Source organism: Arthrobacter sp. ov118, from assembly GCF_900116495.1.
Classification (GTDB): Bacteria; Actinomycetota; Actinomycetes; order Actinomycetales; family Micrococcaceae; genus Arthrobacter.
In genome coordinates this window covers 1-25286 of sequence record NZ_FPAY01000011.1, presented here as the reverse complement: position 1 = coordinate 25286, position 25286 = coordinate 1, and the positions used below count along the sequence as shown (strand labels likewise).

The 25286-nt window shown below is 63.7% G+C and carries 21 protein-coding genes and 2 pseudogenes; 14 read left to right on the top strand and 9 right to left on the bottom strand.

Annotated features, from left to right (window positions below):
- Nucleotides 1-86: 86 nt before the first annotated feature.
- Nucleotides 87-1046, bottom strand: coding sequence for a sugar-binding transcriptional regulator (locus BM372_RS17385; RefSeq protein ID WP_177236054.1), 960 nt, complete (start codon nt 1044-1046; stop codon nt 87-89).
- 199 nt (nt 1047-1245) lie between these two features.
- On the opposite strand from BM372_RS17385, the gene BM372_RS17380 reads away from it, so the two are divergent.
- The 9 genes from BM372_RS17380 to BM372_RS17340 all read left to right on the top strand — a co-directional run bounded on the left by BM372_RS17380 (nt 1246) and on the right by BM372_RS17340 (nt 9273).
- On the top strand, nt 1246-2607 hold the full coding sequence (locus BM372_RS17380; protein ID WP_090956710.1) for an ABC transporter substrate-binding protein: 1362 nt from the start codon (nt 1246-1248) through the stop codon (nt 2605-2607).
- A 62-nt stretch (nt 2608-2669) separates the two neighbouring features.
- Entirely contained in the window at nt 2670-3638 is a 969-nt protein-coding gene (locus tag BM372_RS17375; RefSeq protein WP_090956709.1) for a carbohydrate ABC transporter permease, read from the top strand.
- Complete coding sequence (locus BM372_RS17370) at nt 3635-4558, top strand: carbohydrate ABC transporter permease (RefSeq protein ID WP_090956708.1); 924 nt, start codon at nt 3635-3637, stop codon at nt 4556-4558. Before BM372_RS17375 ends, BM372_RS17370 begins: the two co-directional genes overlap by 4 nt.
- A 39-nt stretch (nt 4559-4597) precedes the next feature.
- Nucleotides 4598-6052: a xylulokinase gene (gene xylB, locus BM372_RS17365; RefSeq protein WP_090956707.1), complete on the top strand. Its 1455-nt coding sequence runs from the start codon at nt 4598-4600 to the stop codon at nt 6050-6052.
- Nucleotides 6049-6705 carry a beta/alpha barrel domain-containing protein gene (locus tag BM372_RS17360; protein WP_090956706.1) on the top strand — a complete coding sequence of 219 codons (657 nt, stop codon included), beginning with the start codon at nt 6049-6051 and terminating at the stop codon, nt 6703-6705. The genes xylB and BM372_RS17360 overlap by 4 nt, the downstream gene beginning before the upstream one ends.
- Entirely contained in the window at nt 6683-7219 is a 537-nt protein-coding gene (locus BM372_RS17355; RefSeq protein ID WP_090956705.1) for an SIS domain-containing protein, read from the top strand. Before BM372_RS17360 ends, BM372_RS17355 begins: the two co-directional genes overlap by 23 nt.
- Nucleotides 7220-7256: 37 nt before the next feature.
- Nucleotides 7257-8759, top strand: coding sequence for a mannitol dehydrogenase family protein (locus BM372_RS17350; protein WP_090956704.1), 1503 nt, complete (start codon nt 7257-7259; stop codon nt 8757-8759).
- 31 nt (nt 8760-8790) lie between these two features.
- Nucleotides 8791-9000: a hypothetical protein gene (locus tag BM372_RS17345; RefSeq protein WP_090956703.1), complete on the top strand. Its 210-nt coding sequence runs from the start codon at nt 8791-8793 to the stop codon at nt 8998-9000.
- Between the two features lie 24 nt (nt 9001-9024).
- Nucleotides 9025-9273: a hypothetical protein gene (locus tag BM372_RS17340; RefSeq protein WP_090956702.1), complete on the top strand. Its 249-nt coding sequence runs from the start codon at nt 9025-9027 to the stop codon at nt 9271-9273.
- A 66-nt stretch (nt 9274-9339) separates the two neighbouring features.
- Here the strand turns inward: BM372_RS17340 and BM372_RS17335 are convergent, their stop codons facing one another.
- The 7 genes and pseudogenes from BM372_RS17335 to BM372_RS17305 form a co-directional block, all read right to left on the bottom strand.
- On the bottom strand, nt 9340-12219 hold the full coding sequence (locus BM372_RS17335; RefSeq protein ID WP_090956701.1) for an FAD-binding and (Fe-S)-binding domain-containing protein: 2880 nt from the start codon (nt 12217-12219) through the stop codon (nt 9340-9342).
- 163 nt (nt 12220-12382) lie between these two features.
- Nucleotides 12383-13864 carry an NAD-dependent succinate-semialdehyde dehydrogenase gene (locus BM372_RS17330; RefSeq protein WP_090956700.1) on the bottom strand — a complete coding sequence of 494 codons (1482 nt, stop codon included), beginning with the start codon at nt 13862-13864 and terminating at the stop codon, nt 12383-12385.
- A 59-nt stretch (nt 13865-13923) separates the two neighbouring features.
- Nucleotides 13924-15608 (bottom strand): annotated as a pseudogene (locus BM372_RS17325) (thiamine pyrophosphate-dependent enzyme).
- Nucleotides 15605-16354 carry a substrate-binding domain-containing protein gene (locus BM372_RS17320; protein ID WP_090956699.1) on the bottom strand — a complete coding sequence of 250 codons (750 nt, stop codon included), beginning with the start codon at nt 16352-16354 and terminating at the stop codon, nt 15605-15607. The pseudogene BM372_RS17325 and the gene BM372_RS17320 overlap by 4 nt, the downstream one beginning before the upstream one ends.
- Nucleotides 16355-16411: 57 nt before the next feature.
- The gene (locus tag BM372_RS17315; RefSeq protein WP_090956698.1) at nt 16412-16693 is read right to left on the bottom strand and encodes a hypothetical protein; all 282 of its coding nucleotides are present in this window, start codon (nt 16691-16693) and stop codon (nt 16412-16414) included.
- Between the two features lie 87 nt (nt 16694-16780).
- Nucleotides 16781-17476: a 4-carboxy-4-hydroxy-2-oxoadipate aldolase/oxaloacetate decarboxylase gene (locus BM372_RS17310; RefSeq protein ID WP_090956697.1), complete on the bottom strand. Its 696-nt coding sequence runs from the start codon at nt 17474-17476 to the stop codon at nt 16781-16783.
- Nucleotides 17477-17613: 137 nt separating this feature from the next.
- The gene (locus tag BM372_RS17305; protein WP_090956696.1) at nt 17614-18960 is read right to left on the bottom strand and encodes an MFS transporter; all 1347 of its coding nucleotides are present in this window, start codon (nt 18958-18960) and stop codon (nt 17614-17616) included.
- A 215-nt stretch (nt 18961-19175) separates the two neighbouring features.
- On the opposite strand from BM372_RS17305, the gene BM372_RS17300 reads away from it, so the two are divergent.
- The 5 genes from BM372_RS17300 (at nt 19176) to BM372_RS17280 (ending at nt 24024) form a co-directional block, all read left to right on the top strand.
- On the top strand, nt 19176-20054 hold the full coding sequence (locus BM372_RS17300) for a DUF1932 domain-containing protein (RefSeq protein ID WP_090956695.1): 879 nt from the start codon (nt 19176-19178) through the stop codon (nt 20052-20054).
- 52 nt (nt 20055-20106) lie between these two features.
- Entirely contained in the window at nt 20107-20892 is a 786-nt protein-coding gene (locus BM372_RS17295; RefSeq protein ID WP_090956694.1) for an SDR family oxidoreductase, read from the top strand.
- Between the two features lie 73 nt (nt 20893-20965).
- Nucleotides 20966-21901: a dihydrodipicolinate synthase family protein gene (locus tag BM372_RS17290; protein WP_090956693.1), complete on the top strand. Its 936-nt coding sequence runs from the start codon at nt 20966-20968 to the stop codon at nt 21899-21901.
- A 186-nt stretch (nt 21902-22087) separates the two neighbouring features.
- Nucleotides 22088-22750 carry a GntR family transcriptional regulator gene (locus BM372_RS17285; protein ID WP_090956692.1) on the top strand — a complete coding sequence of 221 codons (663 nt, stop codon included), beginning with the start codon at nt 22088-22090 and terminating at the stop codon, nt 22748-22750.
- Between the two features lie 425 nt (nt 22751-23175).
- Complete coding sequence (locus BM372_RS17280) at nt 23176-24024, top strand: PhzF family phenazine biosynthesis protein (protein ID WP_090956691.1); 849 nt, start codon at nt 23176-23178, stop codon at nt 24022-24024.
- Nucleotides 24025-24616: 592 nt separating this feature from the next.
- Here BM372_RS17280 and BM372_RS20750 read toward each other — a convergent pair.
- Nucleotides 24617-25286: pseudogene (locus tag BM372_RS20750) on the bottom strand (carboxypeptidase regulatory-like domain-containing protein); the annotation flags it as partial.

Genomic DNA, 25286 nt, shown 5'->3' with positions numbered 1-25286 from the left:
GCTGACAAGGGTGTCGCTATGCCGACCGACCGTGTCCCGTGGGCTGGGGACATGGGCGCACGACGTACCTTTTGGGCTTCCCCCACCTATGGCTGTGATGTTTCCATCAGCGCGTTTGCCAGATCAACATCCATTACCAGGGAGGAGAAGATCGTTGATGACGCAGCAGCGCGGACAGCATCTGCCCGGTCGACTCCAGTAGCAAAGCCAATGACCTGTCGCGCGGTCTGCAGTTGCTGAAGACTGACGCCAATCACACGCCCGTCCAGAGGCGTGCTGACGGCCTCGCCTGTTTTACCGATGAACAGCCCAGAGAACTCGGCTACGGCTCCCGCTGCCTCGCATGCCGTCCGCATCGCGGGGCTTGCCTTCTCCCAGACCGCGGATTCCTTCGCGCGCCAGGCGCCGATAGAGACCACGGCGATATCCAGGGAATCAGCCCTTGCCAGCGCGTCTGCCACTACCGGTTGCCGGCGAAGATCCTGTGCGGTTTCGATGCGGTCCACGACCAACGGGGCGTACAACGGGTACGTGGTGATGCCGCTGCGGCGATCAAGCTGCGCCAGGAGCCGCCGGAAGGTCCCGCCGCCGGTTGTCTCAAAAGCCCCGGTCAGTTGCACGACCGTGCATGACGGAAGTGCTGCGAGCAGATGAGCGGCCCGGTCCAAGGTCCTGGACCAGGATAGGCCAACGGTCATGCCAGGCCGGATGTCTTCTGCCAGCTGGTTCAGCACCGCTCCTCCAACCCGCTCGACATGCAATTGCGGCGTGTCTTCTTCCCCCACGATGCGGACCGTTTGCACCCCCAGGAGCCTGGCGAGCTGCTGCTCTCGGGGCGCCGCCGGGGTACGCGGATCATGGACCTGGATGGTGACTATGCCGGAAGCCAATGCATTGTCCAGAAGCCGCGCTATGTGAAAGCGGCTCAGGCCGAACCGGTCGGCAATCTGCACCTTGGACTGGGATTCCAGATAGTAGGCACGGGCCACATCGGCCATCAACACCCGTTGCTGTAGCGGCTCATTCCCCGCTGGACTGTTAGACACGGCCACTCCTCTCATATCGCTCATATGAGCATAGTTGCTCAGAGCGCAGATGACCCCTAATCTCTCATATGAGACTTATCTCACAAATGAGCGGATCGAGCACAAACACGCTACTGCTGGGGCGGCGTGATCGTGAAGGTCACACACAACGCTCATTTCGTAACTGCTCCGGTAGCCACCGGAATCAAGGAGGATCCCAATGGCCATTTCCCATCGGTCGGCGCGTATCGCGTCTGCATTGTCGATAGGAATTATCAGCGCTCTCGCTTTATCTGCTTGCTCCGGTGCCGGCGGCGGAAGCACCGCGGGTGACCAGAACAGCATCAATGTCCTGATGGTGAACAATCCGCAGATGGAAGACCTGCAGAAGCTGACTGCGGATAACTTCACCAAGGAAACCGGCATCAAGGTCAACTACACGGTCCTGCCGGAGAACGATGTCCGGGCCAAGATCAGCCAGGAATTCTCCAGCCAGGCCGGCCAGTACGATGTGGCATCCCTGTCGAACTACGAAATCCCGTTCTACTCGGCGAACGGCTGGTTGGCGCCGCTGGATGACACCGTGGGCAAGAACGCTGAATTTAACCAGGCGGACATCCTGCCGGCCTACACAGCGTCGCTGACCGGGAAGGACGGCAAGCTCTACGGCGAACCCTTCTACGGGGAATCCTCCTTCATGATGTACCGCAAGGACATCTTCGACGCCAAGGGCCTGACCATGCCGGAGAAGCCCACGTGGGACCAGATCGCTGACCTGGCCGCCAAGGCCGACGGCGCAGCTCCGGGAATGAAGGGCATCTGCCTGCGCGGCCAGCCCGGCTGGGGCCAGATCTTCGCCCCGCTGACCACTGTGGTCAACACCTTCGGCGGAACCTGGTTCGACAAGGACTGGAACGCGAAGGTCAACGCCCCCGAGTTCACCGCCGCCACTGAGTTCTACACCAAGCTCTTGCGCGACCACGGCGAGGCCGGCGCCGCACAGGCCGGATTCGCCGAATGCCTGAACACCATGACCCAGAGCAAGGCCGCCATGTGGTACGACGCCACCTCGGCCGCCGGGTCCCTGGAAGCTTCCAGCTCTCCGGTCAAGGGAAAGATCGGCTACGCCCAGGCGCCCGTCAAGGAGACTAAGTCATCGGGCTGGCTGTGGACCTGGTCCTGGGGTGTGCAGGCGGCGTCCAAGAAGCAGGACGCGGCGGGCAAGTTCATCGCCTGGGCCAGCTCGAAGAAGTATGAGGAACTGGTCGCATCCAAGCTCGGCTGGGCGAAGGTCCCGTCCGGCAAGCGCACCTCCACCTATCAGAATGCCGAGTTCCAGCAGGCTGCCCCGTTCTTTGCGGCCGAAAAGACGGCCATCGAAAACACTGACCCGAACAACCCCGGCGTCCAGCCGCGGCCTGCCATTGGCGTTCAGTTCGTCGGGATCCCCGAGTTCGCTGACCTGGGCACGACCGTCTCCCAAGGCGTGAGTTCCGCCATCGCCGGCCAGGGTTCCGTCGCCGATGCGCTGGCCAAGGGCCAGGAAGCCGCACAAAAAATCGGCGACAAGTACAAGAAGTAACAACCCACCAACCGATTCCGTGACCCGCTCCCGGGCGGGTCACGGAACCGCAGGAGACCATCATGACTACAGCAACAGCGCGCACTGCCCGTTCCGGGCACAGCGCCCCCAAACCTTCCAGGAACGCCAAGGCTCGGGAACGCGCACTGGCCTGGGCGCGGCGTGCACCGTTGCTGCCGGCCCTGATCTTCCTCATCATCGTCACCCAGCTCCCGTTCGTGGTGACCCTGATCATCTCGTTCCTGAACTGGAACAGCCTCCGCCCGGACGAGACCGGATTCGCCGGCTTTGAGAACTACATCCATGTCCTCACCGACCCCGACATGCGCCAGGCGATCATCGTCACCATCGTCGAGACCGTCGCCGTCGTCCTGACCAGCCTGCTCCTGGGCCTCGGCCTGGCCCTGCTCCTGGACAAGAAGTTCATCGGCCGCGGACTGGCCCGGACCCTGCTGATCGCCCCCTTCCTCATCGTGCCCGTTGCGGCGGCGCTCATCTGGAAGCACGCCATCCTCAACCCCGTCTACGGCCTCATCAACGGCACCCTCACCTGGATCTGGTCACTCTTCGGCTCCGACACCCCGCCCCAGCCCGACCTGCTGTCCACGGCGCCCCTGATGGCCATCATCATCTCCCTGGTCTGGCAGTGGACCCCGTTCATGATGCTCATCCTGCTCGCCGGCCTGCAGTCCCGCCCGATGGACACCGTCGAGGCGGCCCAGATGGACGGCGCCACCCCCTGGGCCATCTTCCGCCACCTCACCCTGCCGCACCTGCGCCAGTACCTGGAACTCGGCGGACTGCTCGGAGCCATCTACATCGTGCAGAACTTCGACGCCACCTTCGTCATCACCTCCGGCGGCCTGGGCACCGCCAACCTGCCCTACGCCATCTACCAGACGTTCTACTACGCCAACGAATACGGCCTGGCCTCCGCAGCCGGCGTCGTGGTGGTCATCGGCACCATCATCGTGGCGACCTTCGCACTCCGCACCGTATTCTCGCTCTTCAAGAAGGAGGCAGCACGATGAGCACCCTCACCCCCGCTGCACCGCAAGGCACACCCCCGGGCCCCACCGCCCTGAACAGCGGCCGCACTCCCCGGCGCCGCGGCAAATCCCGCATGGACCCCACCCGCAACAACACCGCCGCCGGCATCGCTGCCTGGCTGCTGGCCCTGCTGTTCGCGGTACCGGTCCTGTGGATGATCCTGACCTCGTTCCACTCCGAAGTCGACGCCGCAACCAACCCGCCGTCCGTCGCCGCCGGCCTCAACCTGGACGCCTACAAGGAGTTCTTCGGCGCAACCTCCGGGGTCAGCCCGTGGCCGTCCCTGATTAACTCCGCCACCGCCTCAATCTTCTCCACCATCCTGGTCCTGGCCCTGGCCATCCCGGCCGCCTACGCCCTGTCCATCCGGCCGGTGAAGAAGTGGACCGACGTGCTGTTCTTCTTCCTTTCCACGAAGATGATGCCCGTGGTCGCCGCCGTCCTGCCGCTCTACCTGTTTGCCAAAACTGCCGGGGCGCTGGACAACATCTGGTTCCTGGGCCTGATGTACACCTCGATGAACCTGCCCATCGCCGTCTGGATGATGCGCTCCTTCCTCGATGAAGTCCCCGTTGAAATGCTCGAGGCCTCCCAGATCGACGGCGCGGGCCTGCTGCTCACACTCCGCAAGGTCGTCGCCCCCGTCGCGATGCCCGGCATCGCCGCTACCGCCCTGATCTGCTTCATCTTCAGCTGGAACGAACTCCTCCTCGCCCGCGTCCTCACCGGCGTCATGGCCGGCACCGCCCCGGTCTTCCTCACCGGCTTCGTCTCCAGCCAGGGCCTGTTCCTCGCCAAAGTGTGCGCCGCCGCCGTCGTGATCTCCCTCCCCGTGCTCTTCGCCGGCTTCGCAGCCCAGGACAAACTCGTCCAGGGCCTCTCCCTCGGCGCCGTCAAGTGATCGCGGGCTTTCTGCTCAAATTGAAGGTGGTCTAGCGCTATGGGTCTCTTTGCCGGCGTTGACAGCTCTACCCAATCGACGAAGGTGGTCCTCTACGACGAGGACGGGCAGGCAGTCGGAACGGGGTCAGCTCCCCACCCTCAAACCTTTCCTCCCGTCAGCGAACAAAATCCCGAATCATGGTGGAATGCCCTGAAGGAGGCTCTCGGCCGGGCAACCAAAGATGCGGCCGTCGCCGCCGGGGACATCCAGGCCATCAGCGTCGCCGCCCAGTGCCACGGCCTGGTGGCACTGGATGGGACCGGGCGGGTCATCCGCCCGGCCAAACTCTGGAACGACACCACGTCCGCACCCGAGATGCGACAGCTTTTAGAGGTCCTGGCGCCGTCCGAATGGGCGGCACGGATCGGTTCTGTCCCTACCAGCGCCTTCACCGTCTCCAAGGTCATGTGGTTGCGGAAGAACGAGCCGGAATCTTTTCAACAGCTGGCCTCGATCCTGCTTCCCCATGACTGGCTGACGTGGCGGCTGACCGGACAACTGGTCACCGACCGGTCCGAAGCCAGCGGAACTGGATATTACGATGCAAGCCGCAACGCCTATGACACCGGCATCCTCGAGCTCATCGACCCGGATAAGGACTGGGCTTCGATGTTGCCCCGGGTCCTTGGCCCTGCCACGGCCGCCGGGATGGTCACCGAGAGCGCTGCGCAGGAGCTGGGCCTGCGCCCCGGCACCGTGGTCGGTCCGGGGGCGGGCGACCAGCACGCCAGCGCCCTCGGCCTAGGGGTGCGGACAGGGGACGTGGCCTACTCCTTCGGGACCTCCGGAGTTGTCTTCTCCACCAGCGACACCCCTGTGAGAGACCCGGCAGGAATCGTCGATGGCGTAGCCGATGCCGCCGGTGGTTACCTTCCCCTGGTCAGCACCCTCAATGCCGCGCGCGTAACCGACGCATTCGCCCGGTGGCTCAACGTCAGCCACGCAGAACTGAGCGAACTGGCCCTGAACGCGCCAACCGAGAAGTTGCCCGTCCTCGTCGCCTACCTTGACGGGGAACGCAAACCAAACCTGCCGGCGGCAACGGGCACGCTCGCCGGGCTGACAACGGGCACGACCCGGGACCAGATCGCCCGGGCAGCGGTTGAAGGCGTGATTTTCGGCCTGCTGCGAGGCGAGAACGCTTTGCAGGATGCCGGCACCTCCATCACCGGCCGCGTCATCGCCACCGGCGGGGCATCGCGTTCGTTCGCGTATCCCCAGCTGCTTGCCGACCTGACCAATAGGCCTGTTCACCTTTCTGAAGCCATCGAACCGGTGGCAGCCGGCGCAGCCATCCAGGCAGCCGCCTGCCTTCATGGGCGAGACATCCGTGAAGTCCGGGACGTCTGGGCCGCCAAAGCACACCTTGCTGCTGAGCCCCGGCCGGACGAGGAAGCCAAAGAACGGTACAACCGGTACCTGTCTGTCAGCCAGTACAGCGAGGGGGCATGATGGGCAGACTCACCGAGCTCGCACAAGAACACCACGTCCTCCTCTCCGGGAGCCTGCTTGCAGTCCTGAAGGACGACCGGGCCGCCGCAGCCCGCTACCTTGCCCACCGCGGCCACTGGGTCCACGCCGACGTCATCGAGGGATCCTTTCGCGGCCAGCCAGGACTGAGCCTGGCCGAACTGGAACCACTGGCACCGGTAGCGAAAGTACTCGACATCCACCTGATGGTCGATGACCCGGTCGAAACCATCAAGAACCTGCCGATTATCCCGCGCCGGCTCACCGTTCAGCTGCGCAACCTCGCCAGCGCCCCGGAAATCCTGCGTTTGGCCCGCGCCCTGTCCTGCGAGATCTGGATAGCCGTCGAAGAACTTGCCCCCGGAGACATTGATGCTCTGAAGGCGCTGGACCTTGACGGCGTGCTCGTCATGCTCACCCCGCCCGGCAGTGCAGGACACATTGCTGACCTGGACCGGTTGAACTCCGTCAGGGCGGCTAACAATGCCGATCTTTCCGTCGGAGTCGATGGCGGGGTCAATGCGGAGAACCTCCCGACGACCGCGTCGGCAGGGATCCGGTACGCCGTTTCGGGGCGGGCATTTTTTCAGGAATTAAGACAGGAGTTGCCTCATGTCGGCAGTGTCACCACTTAACGCGCTCCAGATAGTCATCAACGAACTCACAACCGGGCTCATGGCTGACGGTCGTGATCTGGAGGAGGCCACAGCAGCCCTGACCGGGCTGAACCAGCGATGGTTCACCGCCGGCCAAGGCCGGAGCGGACTGGTCGCCGCCATGGTCGCGATGCGGTTGATGCACGTCGGTCACGACGCGCATCTGGTCGGAGAAGCAACCGCCCCCTCGATCAGGGTGGGTGACGGCATCATCCTCTTTTCACGCTCCGGCACAACACCAGTGACCGTGGCCCAGGCCCAGACGGCCAGCTCCGCGGGCGCAACGGTTCTGGCAGTCACCGAGAACGCGGGCTCGCCGCTGGCGCAGGCCGCCAAGCTGGTTCTGCGCGTTCCGGCAGGACCTTCCCAGCAATTTGGCGGGAGCCGGTTTGAACAGTCAGCACTGGTGCTGTTCGATGCGATCATGTTTTCCCTCGCCCCCGACACTGAAAGCCAACGAACCATGCAGCACCGCCACGACAATCTTCACTGAATCCCCCTGAAGTGCATCCGAGCCCAAGGAAAGAAACATGACCAACAACACCGAAGTTGAAGCCCCCGTAGCCCTCAACCAGGACAACCTCCCGAAGATCAACGCCGGCGGCATCGTTGCCACCCCCTCCTACGACCGCGACAACCTCGTGGCAGGAATCATGCACTTCGGGGTGGGCGGTTTCCACCGCGCCCACCAGGCCATGGTCATCGACCGCCTGCTCTCCGCCGGACTGGCCAACGATTACGCAATCTGCGGAGTCGGCGTCCTCGAGCAGGACCGGCGGATGGCCAGCATTATGGCCGAACAGGACCACCTCTACACCCTGGTCCTGAAGCACCCGGACGGATCCCGCGAAGCCCGCGTGATCGGCAGCATCATCGACTACCTCTTCGCTCCGGACGATCCCGAAAAGGTGATCGAGCGGATGGCATCGCCTGAGGTCAAGATCGTGTCTCTGACCGTCACCGAGGGCGGATACAACTTTGACCAGGTCACCGGCGGGTTCCTCGCCGACGAGCCGCAAATCCGCCGGGATGTCGAAAACCCCGAACGACCCTCGACGGTCTTCGGTTTCGTGTACGCCGCCCTGCAGCGCCGGCGCGAACGGAACATCGCCCCGTTCACGGTGATGTCATGCGACAACATCCAGGGCAACGGAGCGGTAGCCAAAGCCAGCTTCACAGCCTTCGCCCGCCTTATCGACCCGGCCTTCGCCGACTGGATGGAGGAAAACGTCAGGTTCCCCAACTCCATGGTGGACCGCATCACCCCCGTCACCACCGAAGAAGACCGCCACGACGTCGAGCAGCGCCTCGGCGTCCAGGACCGGTGGCCCGTCGTCGCCGAACCGTGGTGCCAGTGGGTACTGGAAGACAACTTCGACGGAGAACGCCCGCCCTTTGAGCAGGGCGGCGTGCAGCTCGTGGAAGACGTCGAGCCCTGGGAAATCATGAAGCTGCGCCTGGCCAACGTCGGACACCAGACCATCTGCTACTTCGGAACCCTCCTGGGCTATACCTACGCCCATGAAGCGGCATCGGACGCTGACATCACCAGGCTCCTTGAGGCCTACATCGAACGCGAAGCCATCCCAACCCTGCACACCGTGCCGGGCTTGGGGCTTGACGAATTCCGTTCAGCCCTCCTTCCCCGGTTCCGCAACCCCGAAATCAAGGACACCCTCGCCCGGCTCCGCGCCGAATCCAGCGACCGGATCCCCAAGTGGCTGCTGCCGGTCGTACGGGAAAACCTTGCTGCCGGACGAGGCGTATCCCTCGGTGCCGCCATCTGCGCCAGCTGGGCACGGTACGCCGAGGGCGTAGGGGAAAAGGGCGAGCAGTTCACCATCGTGGACCGCCTCAAGGATGAACTGATGGAGCTGGCAGCAAGCCAGCGGAACGACACCACCGCTTTCATCCGGAACAAAACCCTGTTCGGAGACCTGGCCACGGTCGAAGAATTCCGGGAACCCTACAGCGCAACGCTGGAATCGCTGTGGGCTCACGGCGCCCGGCGCACCCTCGAAGAACTGGGCTAAGGCTTCACATCTACAAAGGCAAGGAAAACACATGAACTCCACTAAAACCGCGATAGCAGTCACGGCTTGCAATCCTTCAGACCGGGACCAGCAGCTGGAAGAAGCTGTCGGAGTCCTCAAGGTCCGGGCAGCAGGAAACCGTCAGGGAATCCTCGTGACCCGCCATAACTATGGTTCCTTCACGGTTTCCCTCAGTGACGCTGTGCCCTATGGGCTCACGCGTGAACACCAGGAGCTGTAAAAGCATCTTCAGGAAGGTCCTCTCATGGCCGAGAACGCAGTAGTTCGCACATGCGACGATTTGGTGCCAGAGGACCGGGTCGAAGCGCGGGCCGACGGCCAGCTCCTTCACTGCGGTGCGGTCACCGAAACCGCTCCACATCTGGGGATGTTCTGGATGATGGACACGGTGACGACCAGCAGGAAACTGCTGATTCTTAGCGAGTTCGAGATCGTCTGGGTCAGCCGGACTGCGGAAGAACTGACCGGAGCACGCGTGGACACCCAAGCCTAGAACGGTACACCGACGGCCCACGCCTCGGAGTGCGCCCACTGCAGGCGCGCTCCGAGGCAGACCCATTTAGGGGCTGGTGGGGGCTTCGTCAAGGCTGGGATCATGTGCGGTACCGCTCCGCAATGCTGCAGCCAGAATCTGGACGATGTGCAGGCTGTCCAACCCGGCAAGATCTTTGACCTGGGTACGGCAGGAAAAACCATCGGCGAGGATCGTCCGGTCGGGAGCTGCCTGGACTCTCGCCAGGATTCCTTGACCGGCAATCGTCTCCGAGATCTCGTAGTGGCCCTTCTCCATGCCGAAGTTCCCGGCCAGTCCACAGCATCCCGCGGAGACTTCCAGGTCGTAACCGGCTGAGGCGAGGAGTTGTTCGTCTTTTGTGAATCCCATGACGGAATGGTGGTGGCAGTGAGGCTGGACCAGCAGCTTTCCTGTCGCCCGTGGCGGGCGCCAGTTGATGTCGGAGAGAAACTCGGCGATGGTCTTTACCGAGCCGGCCAGCTCGGCTGCCCTGGGATCCTCGGGGAGAAGCTGCTGCAAATCCGACCGTAGTGTTGCGGTGCAGCTGGGTTCGAGGCCGACGACGGTGCGGCCTTGACGTACATGGGGGATGAGCTGATCGAGAGTTGCCCGCAGGGCGGCCTTGGCGCGCTGCAGCTGCCCGGTGGATATCAGGGTCAGCCCGCAGCAGGCTCCCGGGCCCGCGACTTGGATGTCGCACCCTGCGGCGCTGAGCACTTCGAGGGCGTCGTGAGGAACCCCGGGTGCCAGAGCGTCGGAAAAGGAGTCCACCCAGAGCAGGACCTTGGGCCCGCCCGGGGTGCCGTGGTGTGAGTTCTTGCCTTCGGGTGTTTTTCGGAAGGGACTGGCCGGAAGCTGGGGCAGCCTGCGCCGGGAATCGGCGCCGATGAGGGCCATGATCATTCTGCTGAGGGCGGGGATGCGTCCTGTGAGGTTGATGAGCGGGGCCATGGGGGCGGCGAGGCGAAGCCATTGCGGCAGCCGGCCGAGGGTGTAGTGGGTCAGGGGCCGGATTCGGCCTTTGTAGGTTTGGTGCAGCGCTTCGGATTTGAAGGCTGCCATGTCGATGCCGGTGGGGCATTCGTTGCCGCACGCTTTGCAGCTGAGGCATAGATCCAGGGCTTCGTGGACTTCGGGGGCGGACCATTCGAGGGTCACGATGCCGCCGTTAAGCATTTCCTGCAGGACGCGGGCCCGGCCGCGGGTGGAGTCTTTTTCGTCTTTGGTGGCCAGGTAGGACGGGCACATGAAGCCCCCGTCAACGCCGAGGTCTGCGCGGCATTTGCCGACGCCGACGCACCGGTGGGCTGCTTTGGTGATGTCCCCGCCGTCGTGGGTGAACGCGAACCCGTCGCTGGCTGAGAGCAGGTTGGCCCGGGGCCGGCGCAGGTCAGCGTCCAGCGGCGCAGGGCGGACAACAATTCCCGGGTTGAAGGCATCCTGAGGGTCCATCAGGGCCTTGAAGCGTTCCATGACGCGCAGCGCCTCCGGGGAATACATGGTGGCCAGCAGCTCTGATCTGGCCCGGCCGTCCCCGTGCTCGCCCGAGAGTGAGCCGCCATGGCGCACAGCCAGGGCGGCGGCGTCCTCCAGAAATTGGCGCATGACCGCTGCGTTCTCTTCCAAAGGGAAATCGATACGCAAGTGCACGCAGCCGTCGCCGAAGTGCCCATAGGCCAGGCCGGAGAGATTGTGGGAGACCATAAGCTCTTCGAGTCCGCGGAGGTAGTCCCCGAGGCGTTCGGGCGGTACGGCGGAGTCCTCCCAGCCTGGCCATGCCTGCTCGCCGGTAGCTGTACGGCCGGCGAGGCCGGCCCCGTCGGCCCTGATCTGCCACAGGCGGCGTGCTGCCGGCCCGGGCGGAAGGATGACCGCCTCGAGCGCGTCAGCGTCGTTGACCAGCCGCTGCGCCGCTGCCAGCGCATCGTGAACGTTGTCGCCGCCTACTTCGGCGATCAGCCAGCCTCCGCCGGCCGGGAGTGACGGCACGCTGCCGGTGCCGTGGGTACGGCGGACGACGTCGACGAGTTGTTTATCAAGGCCCTCCAGCGCCAGTGGGCGGTGCGGGAGGATGGCAGGGACGGCGTCGGCCGCCGTGGGCATGTCTGCGTACCCAAGGACCGCAAGGACGGGGGCGGCGGACTGGGGGACCAGGGCGACTTCGGCTTCGAGGAGTATCCCGCAGCTGCCTTCGGTCCCGGTGAGGGCGGCGGCCAGGTTGGAGCCCTTTTCGGGGAGCAGGTGCTCGAGGGAGTAGCCGGAGATTTGGCGTCCGAAGCGGCCGAATTCTGTGCGGAGTACAGCCATGTTCTCTGAGACGAAGTTCCGGAGCCCGGGAACAGCGTCCAGCGCCTGTGTGCCTGCTTCGGCCGTGATGATCTTGCCTGTGCCGGTGAGCCAGGTCATGGATTTGATGTTGTCTGCTGTGCGGCCGTAGGAGAGTCCGTGGGGGCCGCAGGCGTTGTTGCCGATCATGCCTCCGATGGTGCAGCGTGTTGCCGTCGAAGGGTCCGGGCCGAACCGCAGCCCGTAGGGAGCAGCTGCTTTTTGCAGGTCCGAGAGGATGACACCGGGTTCGACGACGGCGCTCCGGTTGGCAGGGTCGATGGAGATGATCCTGTTCATGAAGCGGGAAAAGTCGATGACCATGCCGGGGCCAACAGCGTTTCCCGCGCACGATGTGCCCCCGCCGCGTGCGGTGATCGGAATTCCGTGGTTCTGCGCGACGGTGACCGCGCTGATAGCGTCTTCCCGGTGCCGGGGCATGATGACGACTTCCGGGACTACCCGGTAGTTTGATGCATCGCTGGAGTACAGGGCGCGGGCCAGGCTGGAGGTGTCAACGATGCCTTCCAGGGAGGAACGCAGCTCTTCAATCGCGGCGTCCAGCCCTGTGACCGGTTCTGCGTGGGCGGCCGGCGTCATGTAGTACTCCTCGATGGTCCTGCCCTGATCCAGTGGGCATCTGCGGGGCGCCAGTTTGGACGCAGCAGGTTCTGGCTGTACAGACCTGCTTAGTCTGCCCGGCACCGGGAGTCTGCCATAGTTTTGCTTGCAGCAGACCCCCGGGTGGACAGGTGCAGCGGTCCTAGCCGGCGTAGGGATCGGCAATGCCGATGTACTGCGTGGTGGTGTATTCGGCGATTCCTTCGGAACCGCCTTCGCGACCCAGGCCGGACTGCTTGACGCCGCCGAAGGGTGCTGCGGCGTTGGAGATGACGCCGGCGTTGAACCCCACCATGCCGAACTCGATCTGCTCTGCCACGCGCAGCAGCCGGCCGAAGTCCCGGCTGTAGAGGTAGGACGCGAGGCCGTATTCGCTGGCGTTCGCGAGCCGGATCGCGTCGTCCTCCGTGGTGAACGTGGTGACCGGGGCGACGGGTCCGAAGATTTCCTGGCCGAGGATCGCTGCGTCGTTGGGTACGCCGCCGAGGACGGTGGGCTGGTAGAAGTATCCGGGACCGTCCACAGGGGCGCCGCCGGTGATGGCGGTGGCCCCGGCGTCAACCGCGGCGGCCACCAGGGCGTGCACATCGTCACGGGCGCCCGCGTCGATCAGCGGCCCAACCTGCGTGGCGGGGTCGGTGCCTCGCCCGGTGGCCAGGGCACTCATCGCGGCAGCGAACTTCTCCGTGAACTCTGCGGCGACGGAGTCCTGGACCAGGAACCTGTTCGCTGCGGTGCAGGCCTCGCCCATGTTCCGCATTTTCGCGGCCATGGCCCCTTCCACGGCGGCATCGAGGTCGGCGTCTTCGAACACGATGAACGGTGCGTTCCCGCCCAGTTCCATGGAGGTCCGGAGGACGTTCTGCGCGGCATCCGCCATGAGGCGCTTGCCCACCGGGGTGGACCCGGTGAAGGACACCTTCCGCAACCGCGAGTCCTTCAGCAGAGGCCCCGAAATCCCGGAAGCCGAAGAGGACGAAACAACGTTCAGGACCCCCGCGGGCAGGCCGGCGTCGAGCATCGTCTGCGCAAAATACTGTGCCGTCAAAGGGGTAAGTTTGGCGGGTTTGAGGACCATGGTGCAGCCTGCGGCGACGGCGGGGGCGACCTTGCGGGTGGCCATGGCAAGCGGGAAGTTCCACGGCGTGATCAGCAGGCAGGGCCCGACGGGTTTGTGCTGGACGAGGATCTTGTTCTTGCCCTCGGGGCTGGTGAGGTAGCGGCCGTAGTCGCGCACCGCTTCTTCTGCGAACCAACGCAGGAATTCCGCCCCGTAGGTGACTTCGCCGCGCGCTTCCGCGAGTGGTTTGCCCATTTCCAGGGTCATCAGCAACGCGAAGTCCTCGGCGCGTTCGGTGACCAGGTCAAAGGCGCGGCGCAGGATCTCGGCCCGTTCCCGGGGTGCGGTCCGGGCCCAGGACGCCTGCACCGCGTCGGCGGCGTCCAGTGCAGCAAGGGCGTCCTCGCTGGTGGCGGAGGCGAGGGTGGCAAGCACTTCCCCGGTGGCGGGATCATGCACATCAAACGTGCCGCCGTCGGACGCATCCCGCCACTGATCGCCAATCAACAGGCCAGTGGGAACCAAGTCCAGTAATTCCATTTCCTTCAATGCGGGGACAGTCATCTTCTACTACTTCCGTTCATAAGACTTCGGGCTTTGGTCGGCAGTGCTTATGTCTGCGCCTAGTAGGCCCTGACACGCTGCTCGACGACGAGGTGGATGAGCGCGAAGACATGGTCTTCATCGATGGCTTTGAGCGCTGCTTCGACGGCCGCGAGGACATCGGCGTCCTGTTCGACTTTGATGCCGAAGCCGCCGAAGGCCTGGGCCATGAGCGCGAATTCCGGGTTCTTCAGCTGGGTGCCGGAGACCCGGTCCGGGTAGTGGCGTTCCTGGTGCGTGCGGATGGTGCCGTATTCCTGGTTGTCCATCACGATCACCAGGGGAGTGGCACCGTACTGGGCTGCGGTAGCGAGCTCCTGGCCGTTCATGAGGAATTCGCCGTCCCCGGCGATGGTCACGATGCGCCGGCCGGGGTATTCCAGGGACGCTGCGATTGCTGAGGGGACGGAGTAGCCCATGGAGCCGTTTCGGGCGCTGATCATGGACGCGTAGCGCTGGGTGGGGAAGTAGCGGTGCGCCCAGTTGGTGTGTTCCCCGGCGCCAAGGGTGATCATGGCGTCCGCGGGGAGGGTGGGCACGAGGTTCGCCATCAGGGTGTCCATCCGGGCAGGACCGTTCGTCGGCGTCGCCGGGGGGAGAGCTGCGAAGGCTTCCTGTTCGCCGCGCATCCTTGCCGTCCAGGCTTTCCATTCGTCCTTCACCGGGAGTTCGATCTTGGCAAGGTCGCGGATGAACACGTCGGGTTTGGCGACGATCTGGTAGGAAACCGGGCCCGAGCGGCCGCGGAGGGACGGGTCGATGGTGACGAGGAAGTTTTTCTTGGACCAGTCCTGGCGGCACAGGAACCCGTCGGTGATGACATCTCCCGGGACGGTGCCGACAAAGATCAGCAGGTCCGTCTCTTCGAGCAGGTCATAGGTCGGACGGGGACGCCCGTAACCGATAGGGCCAACATAGGAGGGGGAGTCGAAGGGCACGGTGCCCTGGGTCCGCCATTCAGCCGCCGCAGGGATGTGGTGCTTTTCCAGCCACGCGGTCAACTGGTCAGCGCCTTCCTGGGTCCAGTCGTTGCCGCCGGTGACGAAGAGCGGCTTGCTGGAACTGGCCAGGGCGGTGGCCAGGGCATCGGAATCCACCGTGGTCATGCCGCCGGTGGCGACGGGGATGGGCGGGTGAAGTTCGGCGGGGATCTGTTGCCGGATGACGTCCTCGGGCAGGCCGATGACAACGGGGCCGGGCCGGCCGTTCATGGCTGCGAACAGGGCTTCGGCAACGATTTCTGAGGCCCGCTCGGCGTGGTCCAGGACCATGACGCGCTTGGCGCCGGTGTCGAACCAGGCTTTGATGTCGAATTCCTGGAAGGCTTCGCGGTCCCGGTGGGCGAAGGGGATGAGTCCGACGAAGAGCACCATGGGGGTGGAGTCCTGCCACGCCGTGTGCAGTCCGACATGGGCGTTGGCCGCACCCGGGCCGCGGGTGACCATCGCGACGCCCGGCGTCTGGTTCATCTTGCCGTCGGCTTCCGCCATGTACGTCGCACCGCCCTCGTGGCGGCACACAATGGTCTCGATCGGAGAACCATGTAGCCCGTCCAGGACGTCCAGGAAACTCTCGCCCGGAACCACGTGGGCGCGCTTGATGCCTGGGCGACGAGCGTGTCAACGATGACGTGCCCGGCTGACTTTGTCGCGGCCGCCGGGACGTCCGCTGAGGTATCGGACTGGTCGGCAATGGTCTGTGTCATTTGCTGTGAACCTTTGATTCTCGGTCGTGATGATAGGTAGGTGTGATGTCCGCGGCTTCCATGCCGGTGAGACTGTACGCTTCTCGAGCCTGCTTGCTGGTGAGAAATTCGATGAAGGCCTGCGGCTCACGGCGAAGTGTTGCTGCTACGCCGAGGACGGCGGAAAACTCGGTAATTTGCTGGACCTCATCGGGAAGCGGGCCAACAATATTCGCTCCGGGAACGCAACGGTGCTCGCTCATCAGCTGAACGGCGATGTCGGCCCTTCCATCAATCACCGCTGCTGCGGCGAATCCCGAATCGATGACCGTAGCGCGGGCATTCACCTGTTCCGCTATGCCCAGCCTTTCGAGCAGCCCGGCGAAATACAGACCGCTTGCGCCGGCACGGGAGTACGCAACGGACCGGGCGGCGGTCAGTGTCGTGATGAGGGCGTCGACTGTCGTGATGTCCGGCTCGGAATCCCCGGCCGCGGCGATTCCGACCCGGACCCTGGCGACGGGCGTGCAGGTGGATAGGTCAACAATGCCGCTCTGCCCCAGCGGCAACAGCTGGCGGGTTACGCCGATCATGACGTCGGGCCGGGCGCCTGCGGCGATACGGTCCAGGAGCGCATTGGTGGGTTCATACACAGTCTCAACGGCGACGCCGGTCTCCTGTGTGAAAGCGTCGCAGACGACATCATCCAGGGCCTTTTTCACCGCAATGGTGCTGAAAAGAGAGACGTGCTGCGGGGATGGTGTCACCGTTATTCCATTCGGGTTTGATTGGGGCCTGAAGTAAGAGAGCGCTGGGCGTGCAGATCAGCTGCCCGGCTGGCGTGCACTCCAGATCTCCTCGTTGTCGATGAAGTAGTACATCTTGCGTGCCGGGCCGCCGTCGGGGACCACCCACATGAGGCTTCCGTCAGATGTGAGCGCATCCACCTGACCGGCCACCGTCACATCATCGCTGGAGCGGATGATGATGCGGTCACCCGGTCTGAGGATGCTCCAGTCCGGTGTCCTGTGGAACCCGGCCGGAAGCTTCTTAGCACCGGCCGAAGGTGCCGGCGTTGTCCGTTTCATTGCATGTGCGAACCGCATGGCCCGTCCTTTCTAATGCGGCATCCGCTCCGTACCGGTATCCCGGAGCGGGCAGAAGCTGGTGCGCCGTTTGTGCCCGGGGGCCGGTCACCATCCGTAGCGTTCGAGGGTGGGGAGAAGTCCGAGAAGTTCAACGGTGGACACGCCCTCGGCGATCTGCCGCCGGTAGTCCTCTTCCTTTGCCTCCCGCGCTTCGGCGCTGGCCAGGGTTGCCGGAACTTCGTTGGCTTTGACGAGGACGAGCCCGTCGCGGTCCCCGATAATGACGTCACCGGTCTCCACCTGGGTTCCGGCGAGATTGATGGGGGAGCCAATCCTGCCGGGGTCAACCTTGGTTGTGCCGCGGATGGAAATGCCGCGTGCGAAGACGGGGAATCCGGCCTCAATGATGGCTTCCGAATCTCGGATGGATCCGTCGATGACCAGGCCCGCGATTCCGGCACGCTGTGCTGCCAGGGTCAGGATGTCCCCCCAGGGGCCGGCGTTGGTGAACCCCTTGGCGTCGACCACGAGGATGTCTCCGGGCTTTGCCATCAGAATTGCCTGGTGGAACATCAGGTTATCGGCTGGAGAGGTGTCCACTGTCAGGGCTGTGCCGACAAGTTTCATGCCGGGATCAATCGGGCGGATTTCCGATGCTATGGAGCCGCGCTGGCCCTGTGCCTCGTACACAGTGGCGGTTCCCAGGCGCAGGAGGTGCTGCAGGTCATTGCTGTCGATGGCTGCTGTGCGGGCGGCGTCCGTGAAGGACGCTTCCCCGGTCGTTGGCGTTGTTGTTTGCATGGTGGAGTTCCTCTCCGGAGTGGACGTATTTTCCGGGCGGCACGAAAAGATTCAAGTCGCTGGAGCCTGCGAAGTGCCGTCGGCGGGCGGCCGACGGCACTTCACACCTTGCGTTTCTGGAAGCCTCCGGAAAAGGGCTAGCTGATCGCGGTCTTCGCCGTGCGGGATTCCTCGGGCTCCGGATTGTCGATGGGGGTGACGACCTTCAGCCGCAGGACGGTGATCGCGGCGATGACGAGCAGGCCGGCGACGAAGAACAGGCCGACGTAGACGGAGCCGGTGGCTTCGTTGGCTGCCCCGAGTGCGGTGGGTCCGAAGAAGCCGCCGAGGTTGGCCAGGGCGTTGATCCAGGCCAGGCCGCTTGCTGCTGCGGCTCCGGTGAGGAACATGCTCGGCAGTGACCAGAAGGGTCCGTAGGGGACGTACATGCACACGGTGATCAGGCAGATCAGGGCGGTGGAGATGACCATGTCGGTGTGGAAGAACCCGAGGACCACCAGGGCGGCGGCGCCGATGAGGTAGGGGATGGCGACGTGGTACCGGCGTTCCCCGGTTTTGTCCGAGCGTCTGGCCCAGTAGATCATGGCGACCGTGGCGAGCACGTACGGTAGGGCGGTCAGCAGCCCGACCGTGGTGGCGCTGGTGGACTTGGAGATGGACGCCATGATGGACGGGGTGAAGAAGACCAGCGCGTAGATGCCGTTTGATTTGGCGAAGTAGATGACCGCCATGGCCAGGACGCGGGGGTTGACCAGCACTTTCCATTTGGAGAAGCTCCCGTGCGAGGCAACTTTCTGGGCGCGCTCGAACTCCAGGCGGGCCTGAAGTTCGTCCTTTTGGCCTTGCGTCAGCCATTTTGCCTTGGCGGGGCTGTCAACCAGCAGTTTCAGGGCGAAGGGCGCCAAAACAAGGGCGAAGGCTCCTTCGATGAGGAACATCCAGCGCCAGCTTTCCCAGTTCAGCCAGTGGATGTTGTCCAGGATCAGACCTGATACCGGCCCTGCGATAACCGTGGCCACGGGCAGCGCGACCATGAACATCGCCACGGTGCGGGCGCGTTCCTTTTCCGGGAACCAGTAGGTGAGGAACAGGATGATGCCCGGGAAGAATCCTGCCTCGGCGATGCCGAGCAGGATGCGTACGATGAGCAGCGTCTGTCCCGAGTCGACGAACGCTGTTGCTGCGGCCACGAGGCCCCAGGAGGCAACGATGCGCGTGATCCATTTCCGGGCACCGAACTTCTGCAGCAGCAGGTTGCTCGGCACTTCGAAGATGAAGTAGCCGATAAAGAATGCCCCGCTGAGGAGGCCGAAGACTGCCGGGGTGATGCCAAGGTCAGCTTCAAGATGCTTGGCGGTGAAGCCGATGTTTGCCCTGTCGATGAACGCGGCGATGTACAAGATCATCAGGAACGGCAGCAGCCGCCACTTGATGATTTTGATGGTCCGCGGATCCACCTGTGGCGGATGGGTTGTATCAGTCATGAGTGTTGCTCCAAGCTTCGTCGATTGGGGAGGTCTTGCGATTACCTGAGCCCTAGATCGGGGGAACCGCACCTTCCGGGGCCATATGATCCAGATCACCAGTTGTACATATAAAGTACTATTCTGGTCAAGCAACGTCAATAGTCCCCTTTTTTGCGGGCCCCTTGCCAAGATTGTGTTTGGATTGTACTTTTGAAAGCGGAAGGGAGCGAGTAATGAAGCTTGCAATCATTGGATGCGGGGAAGTGGGACGGCTCTACGCCGCCGCCGCTGCCCCCCACTTCGAACTGGTCCTGTGTGATGCCTACCCGTCGGCAGCCGCACAGGAGCTGGCAGAACAACTAGGTGTGGAACTCAAGAGCTCCATTGGGCCCTGGCTCGCTGACATGGACCGTATTTGGGCCTGCGTCACTGGCGACGTTGCAGTCTCCGTTGCCGAACAGGCTTCTGCCCACACCAGCCCAGGGACGCTCTACGCCGACCTGAGCACAGCCAACTCCGCCGACAAGCGAAAAGCAGCCGAGCTCCTTGAGGCAAAGTCGGCCGGATATGTGGACATCGCCATCATGGGCGCAGTCGGCCTGACCGGCGTCAGGACAAACCTGCTCGCCGCTGGCCCGGATGCTTCATCTGCAGTCACGGACTTCGGCAAACTCGGGGCGCCGGCAAGGGCCCTGAACGATGCCACTGCCGGTGACGCAATCGCCCTCAAGCTGCTGAGGACAGTCCTGACCAAGGGACTCGAGGCCCTGGGGGTTGAGGCGCTGATCGCTGCCGAGAGCCAAGGCGTGCGTGAGGAGCTCTACCGGGTGCTGGAGGACATCGACACCGAGGGGTTCACGAACTTCCTCAACGCCGTCGTCCGTACCCACGTCCTCCATGCCGAGCGCCGGTTCCATGAAGTCGACCGGGCCATCGCGCAGCTGGACGAAGCAGGTCTGCCCTCGTCGGTTCTCGCCGGAACGCGTGAGCGCTATGAACAGACTGTCGGGGCGCTGAAGGATTCCACGCCGGCGCCGGGCACAGCAGAAAACATCGATTCGGCAGTCTCCTGGCTGCTCGAATCCTCACAAGCTGCCAAGGCCATCGCCTAAGTCAGCACCAGGTTCACGCCCTGCCGGGCGTGAGAGAACGTAAGGAAAAACAATGGATCTAGGAATTAAAGACAAGGTCGCCCTGGTACTGGGCGCCGGCGGAGGCCTGGGCGGCGCTATTGCCCGCTCCCTCGCCGCTGAAGGTGCCAAGGTCGCTGTCGCGGACATCGAATCAAAGTACGCAGATGTCACCACCGCAGCCATCAACGCTGCCGGAGGCACCGCCAAGTCCTTCGCTTGGGACCTTGCCGATGTCAGTGCAATCGATAAGAAGGTCGCAGAAATCGAGGCGGAGCTGGGGCCGATCGATATCCTGGTCAACAACACCGGCGGCCCGCCCCCCACACTGGTGCACGGTCAGCCCACCGAGACCTGGAACTCCTACTTCCAGTCCATGGTCCTGCCCGTCATCGCCCTGACCGACCGCGTACTCCCGGGCATGAAGGAACGCGGCTGGGGCCGCATCATCACCAGCACCAGCTCCGGAGTCATCGCCCCGATCGCTAACCTGGGCTTGTCCAACTCTCTGCGTTCGACCCTGGTCGGCTGGTCCAAGACCCTCGCCCGGGAGGTCGGCCCGTTCGGGATCACCTCCAACATCGTCCTCCCGGGGCGCATCGCAACCGGCCGCATCACCGCCTTGGACGAGGCAAAAGCCCAGCGCGAGAACCGCCCGGTCGCCGACGTCACGGCCGAAAGCACCGCCTCCATTCCTGTCCAGCGCTACGGTAACCCGGACGAATACGGCCAGACCGTCACATTCCTCGCGGGAGCCGGCGCTTCATACATCACCGGTTCGGTCGTCCGGATCGATGGCGGCCTGATTCCCAGCGTCTAACCGGGACCGTTCCCGGTCCTTTCACCTGGTGGCCGGCATACGCCGGCCACCACCCGAGAAGGAAAGCCCCACCATGAAACTCAACCGCACGGAAAAGGGCGTCTACGCGATCGCCCCGACGCCTTTCCTGGACAACGGAGAGATCGATTTTCCCTCCATTGACCGGCTCGTCGATTTCTACAAAGACGCCGGCGTCAACGGAATCACCGTCCTCGGAGCCCTGGGCGAAGCACCCAAACTCACCACCGAGGAAGCAGAAGCCGTCGCAGAACGCTTCATCAGCCGGTCGGACCTCCCTGTCATCGTTGGTGTCTCCGCACCCGGCTACGCCGCCATGGGCGCCCTGTCCGCAAAGGTAATGTCCCTTGGCGCAGCCGGCGTGATGATCGCCCCGCCGGCCTCGCTGCGCACCGATGACCAAATCGTGAACTACTACCGCGGCGCCGCTGAAGCCATCGGCAAGGACACCCCGTTCGTGATTCAGGACTTCCCGCTGACCTTCTCGGTCATCATGGCAACGGACGTCATCCGCCGGATCGCGGTGGAGAACGAAAACGCCGTCATGCTCAAGCACGAAGACTGGCCCGGACTGGAAAAGATCAGCCAACTCCGTGCACTGGAAGAAGGCGGCAAAATTCCGCACCTGTCCATCCTTTGCGGCTTTGGCGGGGCCTTCCTGGACTTCGAAGTCGAACGCGGTGCAAACGGTGCCATGACCGGATACTGCTTCCCGGAAATGCTCGTTGACGTGGTCCGGATGTCGGCAGAAGGAGACCGTGACCTCGCGCACGACCTCTTCGACGCCCACCTCCCGCTGATCCGTTACGAACAGCAACCTGGTGCCGCCGGCCTCGCAGTGCGGAAATACGTCCTGAAAAGGCGTGGCGTTCTGACTTCCGACGCCCAGCGCAGTCCCGGCGGAAAACTGACCGAGACCGCCAAGGCAGAAGTTGAATATCTCCTTAGCCGGGTAGCAAGGCACGACCCACGAGCCAAACTCGACGCCTAAACCCGAATGGTGAAGCCCTGAAGCGCCGCCTGAAGTCCTACCACCGGCGCTTCAGACCATCCATGCCTATCACCCGGCATGTCCTGGACGGATATTAGAGTGGAAGTAGCTTTTCCTTGGACGCTATTTTTATCCGAGCACGGGGCGCTGTGCGCTGACGACACTACCTAGTAAAGGGGGCGAGGTATGGCCCAGCCGAGCACAAAGGTCTATGACGTGATCCGAAGCCGGATCATGTCCGGCACCTACGCGCCGGGACAGCATCTGGTCGAGACCGAAATCAGCCAGGAACTCAACGTCAGCAGGTCTCCGGTACGGATGGCGCTCAAGCGACTGACCCAGGAGAGCCTCGTGACTACCGAGTCGAACCGGGGCTCGTTCGTAGCACAGTGGACCCGCAGTGACATCAATGAAGTCTTTGATCTGCGGCAGATGCTGGAATCCCGGGCAGCCTCTCTGGCTGCACAAGCGGCCACCCCAGAGGAAATCGCGCGTCTGCAGTCCCTCGTAGATGAGATGGCGGTACTGGCCGAACGCCGCGCTGAGGGCTACCGTGACGACCTGCACCACAACAACCAAGCCTTCCACTTGCTCATTGTTTCCGCTGCGAGGTCACCGAGGCTGTTTCAGTTCGTCAGAACCCTCACCGACACCTCCCTGACCTTAGGCACGTATTTCTACTATTCAGATGCGGACATCGACCGCAGCGTCCACTTCCATCAGGACCTTGCAAATGCGATCGCAAGCCGCAATTCTGCGGCGGCCGAGGCACTGATGGCTGCCCATCTGTGCCTGGCGCACACAGCCTTTGAAGCGAACCGCTTCGGCGCTGCTCAGCAGAGCGCATGAAGCCAGCCGGTGCCCTGCATCGGCAACGGGTGGCTGATCCATCTTCCGCTGGCCGTGCAGGGAAGTAGTACGCCCAGGGCTGGAGGTCATTACTGCAATGCCAGCAATCAAGCCATTAACCCCTCCGCTTGAACGCCTTACGGCTATTGGCGGCGGCAGGGAGAGGCCGGATCGCAGTTGCGCACCAGCTGGCGCCCCGATGCGATAAGCCGACCAAGACGGTTCAGGTGCCCGGGGCCCGCGGACGGAGCCAATGACGGCCAGTGTCCAGGCGCTGCGCCAGTACAGGGTAGAGCCAGGTTTCCGGCACAATAGGCTGACTTGCCGCCGAGGCCAAAGCCGAGCGGGGTTTCTGCCAGCGCCACCAACAACTAAGCCAAGCCTCGTGCAGGGATTAGCTCCTGCGGCCGGGCGAGAAAGAGTCCATGATGTTCGCCGCATCAGCACGCCCGTTCACCCAGGTAGATGTGTTCGCCCCCGGTCCGAAAGCCGGGAACCCTGTCGCGGTCGTCCATGCCGCCGACGGGCTGACCGCAGAGCAGATGCAGAACTTCGCCAACTGGACAAACCTGTCTGAGACGACATTCCTGCAGACCCCGTCCGATCCGGCAGCAGATTACAAGCTCCGCATTTTCACCCCACGAGTGGAGCTTCCCTTCGCCGGGCATCCGACACTCGGATCCGCCCACGCGTGGCTGGAGAATGGCGGGCAGCCTCACGATAAGGACCATCTCGTTCAGGAGTGCCGTGCAGGACTGGTCAAGATACGGCGGGAAGACGCAGAACTGTCCTTCCAAGCGCCGCCCCTGACCAGATCCGGTTCGGTCGAGGCGGCAGTCCTGCAGCAGGTTATAACCGGCCTCGGTATCACCCCCGATGAAGTCCTCGGCAGCAATTGGGTTGACAACGGTCCCGGCTGGCTTGGTATTCGCCTGGCCTCCGCCCGGCAGGTTCTGGATCTCCGGCCACACTTCTCCACGATGGGCAAGATCAAAGTGGGTGTCATCGGTGCTTACGAAAAGGGCGGCCCGGCGGATTTCGAGGTCCGCGCGTTCGCGCCGGGCCACGGCGTGGACGAAGACCCCGTGACCGGTAGCCTGAACGCTGGGCTGGCCCAGTGGCTTCGCGGTGAGGGTGCAGCCGAGAGTACCTTCAGTGTCCAACAGGGGACTGTCCTCGGACGCGGCGGATACCTGAGGATCGCAAGCGAAGCAGACGCCATCTGGGTGGGAGGCGCCAGCCGTACCGTCATCAAAGGCCATGTCACACTCTGACCAAATTCGTTCAATTTTGACGGAGGTGCCGGTGCCCTTTTTTGAAGGCCGCTTCCACAGGCGATTTCGACGGCGCCGATAATGGACCCTACCCAACCCAGCTTGTCATAATATCCGCTATCGGTGGTTGGCCCGCGAGGGGACCGGCCCCCCTAAGTAACGCGGCAGGCTGCTCCGCCTGGGCACCATCAGGCTAGCGGAGTTGCTTCTACTCGGCCCGCGTGGGACGCGAGCCGGCGGCGTCGCGACGCTGGCCTGGGGGATTGGTCTCAAAAGGGGCCCAATGCAATGGGAGCTGGGGAGTCAGGTCGTACTGCTCCCTGAGGACGTCATCTATCGATGTTTGACCTGCCAAGAGGAGAGGAGTGCCCTGCCTATTCTCTATTCTTCCCCTTGGCATGTCTTGACGATACGAGCACCGCGTGGGGCGGCCGGAGCAGACACGCGGAACCAGCATGCCCGCTGATGGCAGGCCCAGGGCGCAGTATCGGTGAGCCAGGGACCAAGGCAGGGGAACCGGCCTTTCGGCTGGGAGTATGGTTTCCATCGTCTCGGGTGTGTTGATTATCAAACTAGGCAGCTTCGAAAGGCCCTAGCGAGCGATTTGAAGTGTCGACGCGGATGCCCGTGTGGAGGTGGTGTAGCCGGTTTTGGTTCCGGTGACCCGGACGGACAGGGTCTTGCCTGCGTCTGCGCTGTTGAGCCGGTAGGTGGCAGCGGTTGCTCCGGTGATGGCGGTGCCTGAGCGGTACCACTGGTACGTCAGGTTGACTGGGGCAGGGCCCCAGGTGCCGGGGTTGGCCGTGAGGGTGTAACCGACCCTGGTTGTCCCGGAGATCGTCGGAACCGGGGCCGGGGCAAGGGTACCTGCGGTGACTGCGGCCGTTGCGGTGGAGGACTTCGTGGCGGTGGTGTAGCCGGTTTTGGTTCCGGTGACCCGGACGGACAGGGTCCTGCCTGCGTCTGCGCTGTTGAGCCGGTAGGTGGCAGCGGTTGCTCCGGTGATGGCGGTGCCTGAGCGGTACCACTGGTACGTCAGGTTGACTGGGGCAGGGCCCCAGGTGCCGGGGTTGGCCGTGAGGGTGTAACCGACCCTGGTTGTCCCGGAGATCGTCGGAACCGGGGCCGGGGCAAGGGTACCTGCGGTGACTGCGGCCGTTGCGGTGGAGGACTTCGTGACCGAGGTGTAGCCGGTTTTGGTTCCGGTGACCCGGACGGACAGGGTCCTGCCTGCGTCTGCGCTGTTGAGCCGGTAGGTGGCA

What these genes read in the sequence shown, in the direction of transcription:
- BM372_RS17280 (WP_090956691.1), top strand. Translation starts at nt 23,176, where the DNA reads ATGATGTTCGCCGCATCAGCACGCCCGTTCACCCAGGTAGATGTGTTC.
- BM372_RS17310 (WP_090956697.1), bottom strand. Translation starts at nt 17,476, where the DNA reads ATGCAAACAACAACGCCAACGACCGGGGAAGCGTCCTTCACGGACGCC.
- BM372_RS17350 (WP_090956704.1), top strand. Translation starts at nt 7,257, where the DNA reads ATGACCAACAACACCGAAGTTGAAGCCCCCGTAGCCCTCAACCAGGAC.
- BM372_RS17370 (WP_090956708.1), top strand. Translation starts at nt 3,635, where the DNA reads ATGAGCACCCTCACCCCCGCTGCACCGCAAGGCACACCCCCGGGCCCC.
- BM372_RS17355 (WP_090956705.1), top strand. Translation starts at nt 6,683, where the DNA reads ATGTCGGCAGTGTCACCACTTAACGCGCTCCAGATAGTCATCAACGAA.
- BM372_RS17335 (WP_090956701.1), bottom strand. Translation starts at nt 12,219, where the DNA reads ATGACGCCGGCCGCCCACGCAGAACCGGTCACAGGGCTGGACGCCGCG.
- BM372_RS17375 (WP_090956709.1), top strand. Translation starts at nt 2,670, where the DNA reads ATGACTACAGCAACAGCGCGCACTGCCCGTTCCGGGCACAGCGCCCCC.
- BM372_RS17305 (WP_090956696.1), bottom strand. Translation starts at nt 18,960, where the DNA reads ATGACTGATACAACCCATCCGCCACAGGTGGATCCGCGGACCATCAAA.
- BM372_RS17380 (WP_090956710.1), top strand. Translation starts at nt 1,246, where the DNA reads ATGGCCATTTCCCATCGGTCGGCGCGTATCGCGTCTGCATTGTCGATA.
- BM372_RS17340 (WP_090956702.1), top strand. Translation starts at nt 9,025, where the DNA reads ATGGCCGAGAACGCAGTAGTTCGCACATGCGACGATTTGGTGCCAGAG.
- BM372_RS17285 (WP_090956692.1), top strand. Translation starts at nt 22,088, where the DNA reads ATGGCCCAGCCGAGCACAAAGGTCTATGACGTGATCCGAAGCCGGATC.
- BM372_RS17300 (WP_090956695.1), top strand. Translation starts at nt 19,176, where the DNA reads ATGAAGCTTGCAATCATTGGATGCGGGGAAGTGGGACGGCTCTACGCC.
- BM372_RS17290 (WP_090956693.1), top strand. Translation starts at nt 20,966, where the DNA reads ATGAAACTCAACCGCACGGAAAAGGGCGTCTACGCGATCGCCCCGACG.
- BM372_RS17295 (WP_090956694.1), top strand. Translation starts at nt 20,107, where the DNA reads ATGGATCTAGGAATTAAAGACAAGGTCGCCCTGGTACTGGGCGCCGGC.
- BM372_RS17360 (WP_090956706.1), top strand. Translation starts at nt 6,049, where the DNA reads ATGATGGGCAGACTCACCGAGCTCGCACAAGAACACCACGTCCTCCTC.
- BM372_RS17345 (WP_090956703.1), top strand. Translation starts at nt 8,791, where the DNA reads ATGAACTCCACTAAAACCGCGATAGCAGTCACGGCTTGCAATCCTTCA.
- BM372_RS17315 (WP_090956698.1), bottom strand. Translation starts at nt 16,693, where the DNA reads ATGCGGTTCGCACATGCAATGAAACGGACAACGCCGGCACCTTCGGCC.
- BM372_RS17330 (WP_090956700.1), bottom strand. Translation starts at nt 13,864, where the DNA reads ATGACTGTCCCCGCATTGAAGGAAATGGAATTACTGGACTTGGTTCCC.
- xylB (WP_090956707.1), top strand. Translation starts at nt 4,598, where the DNA reads ATGGGTCTCTTTGCCGGCGTTGACAGCTCTACCCAATCGACGAAGGTG.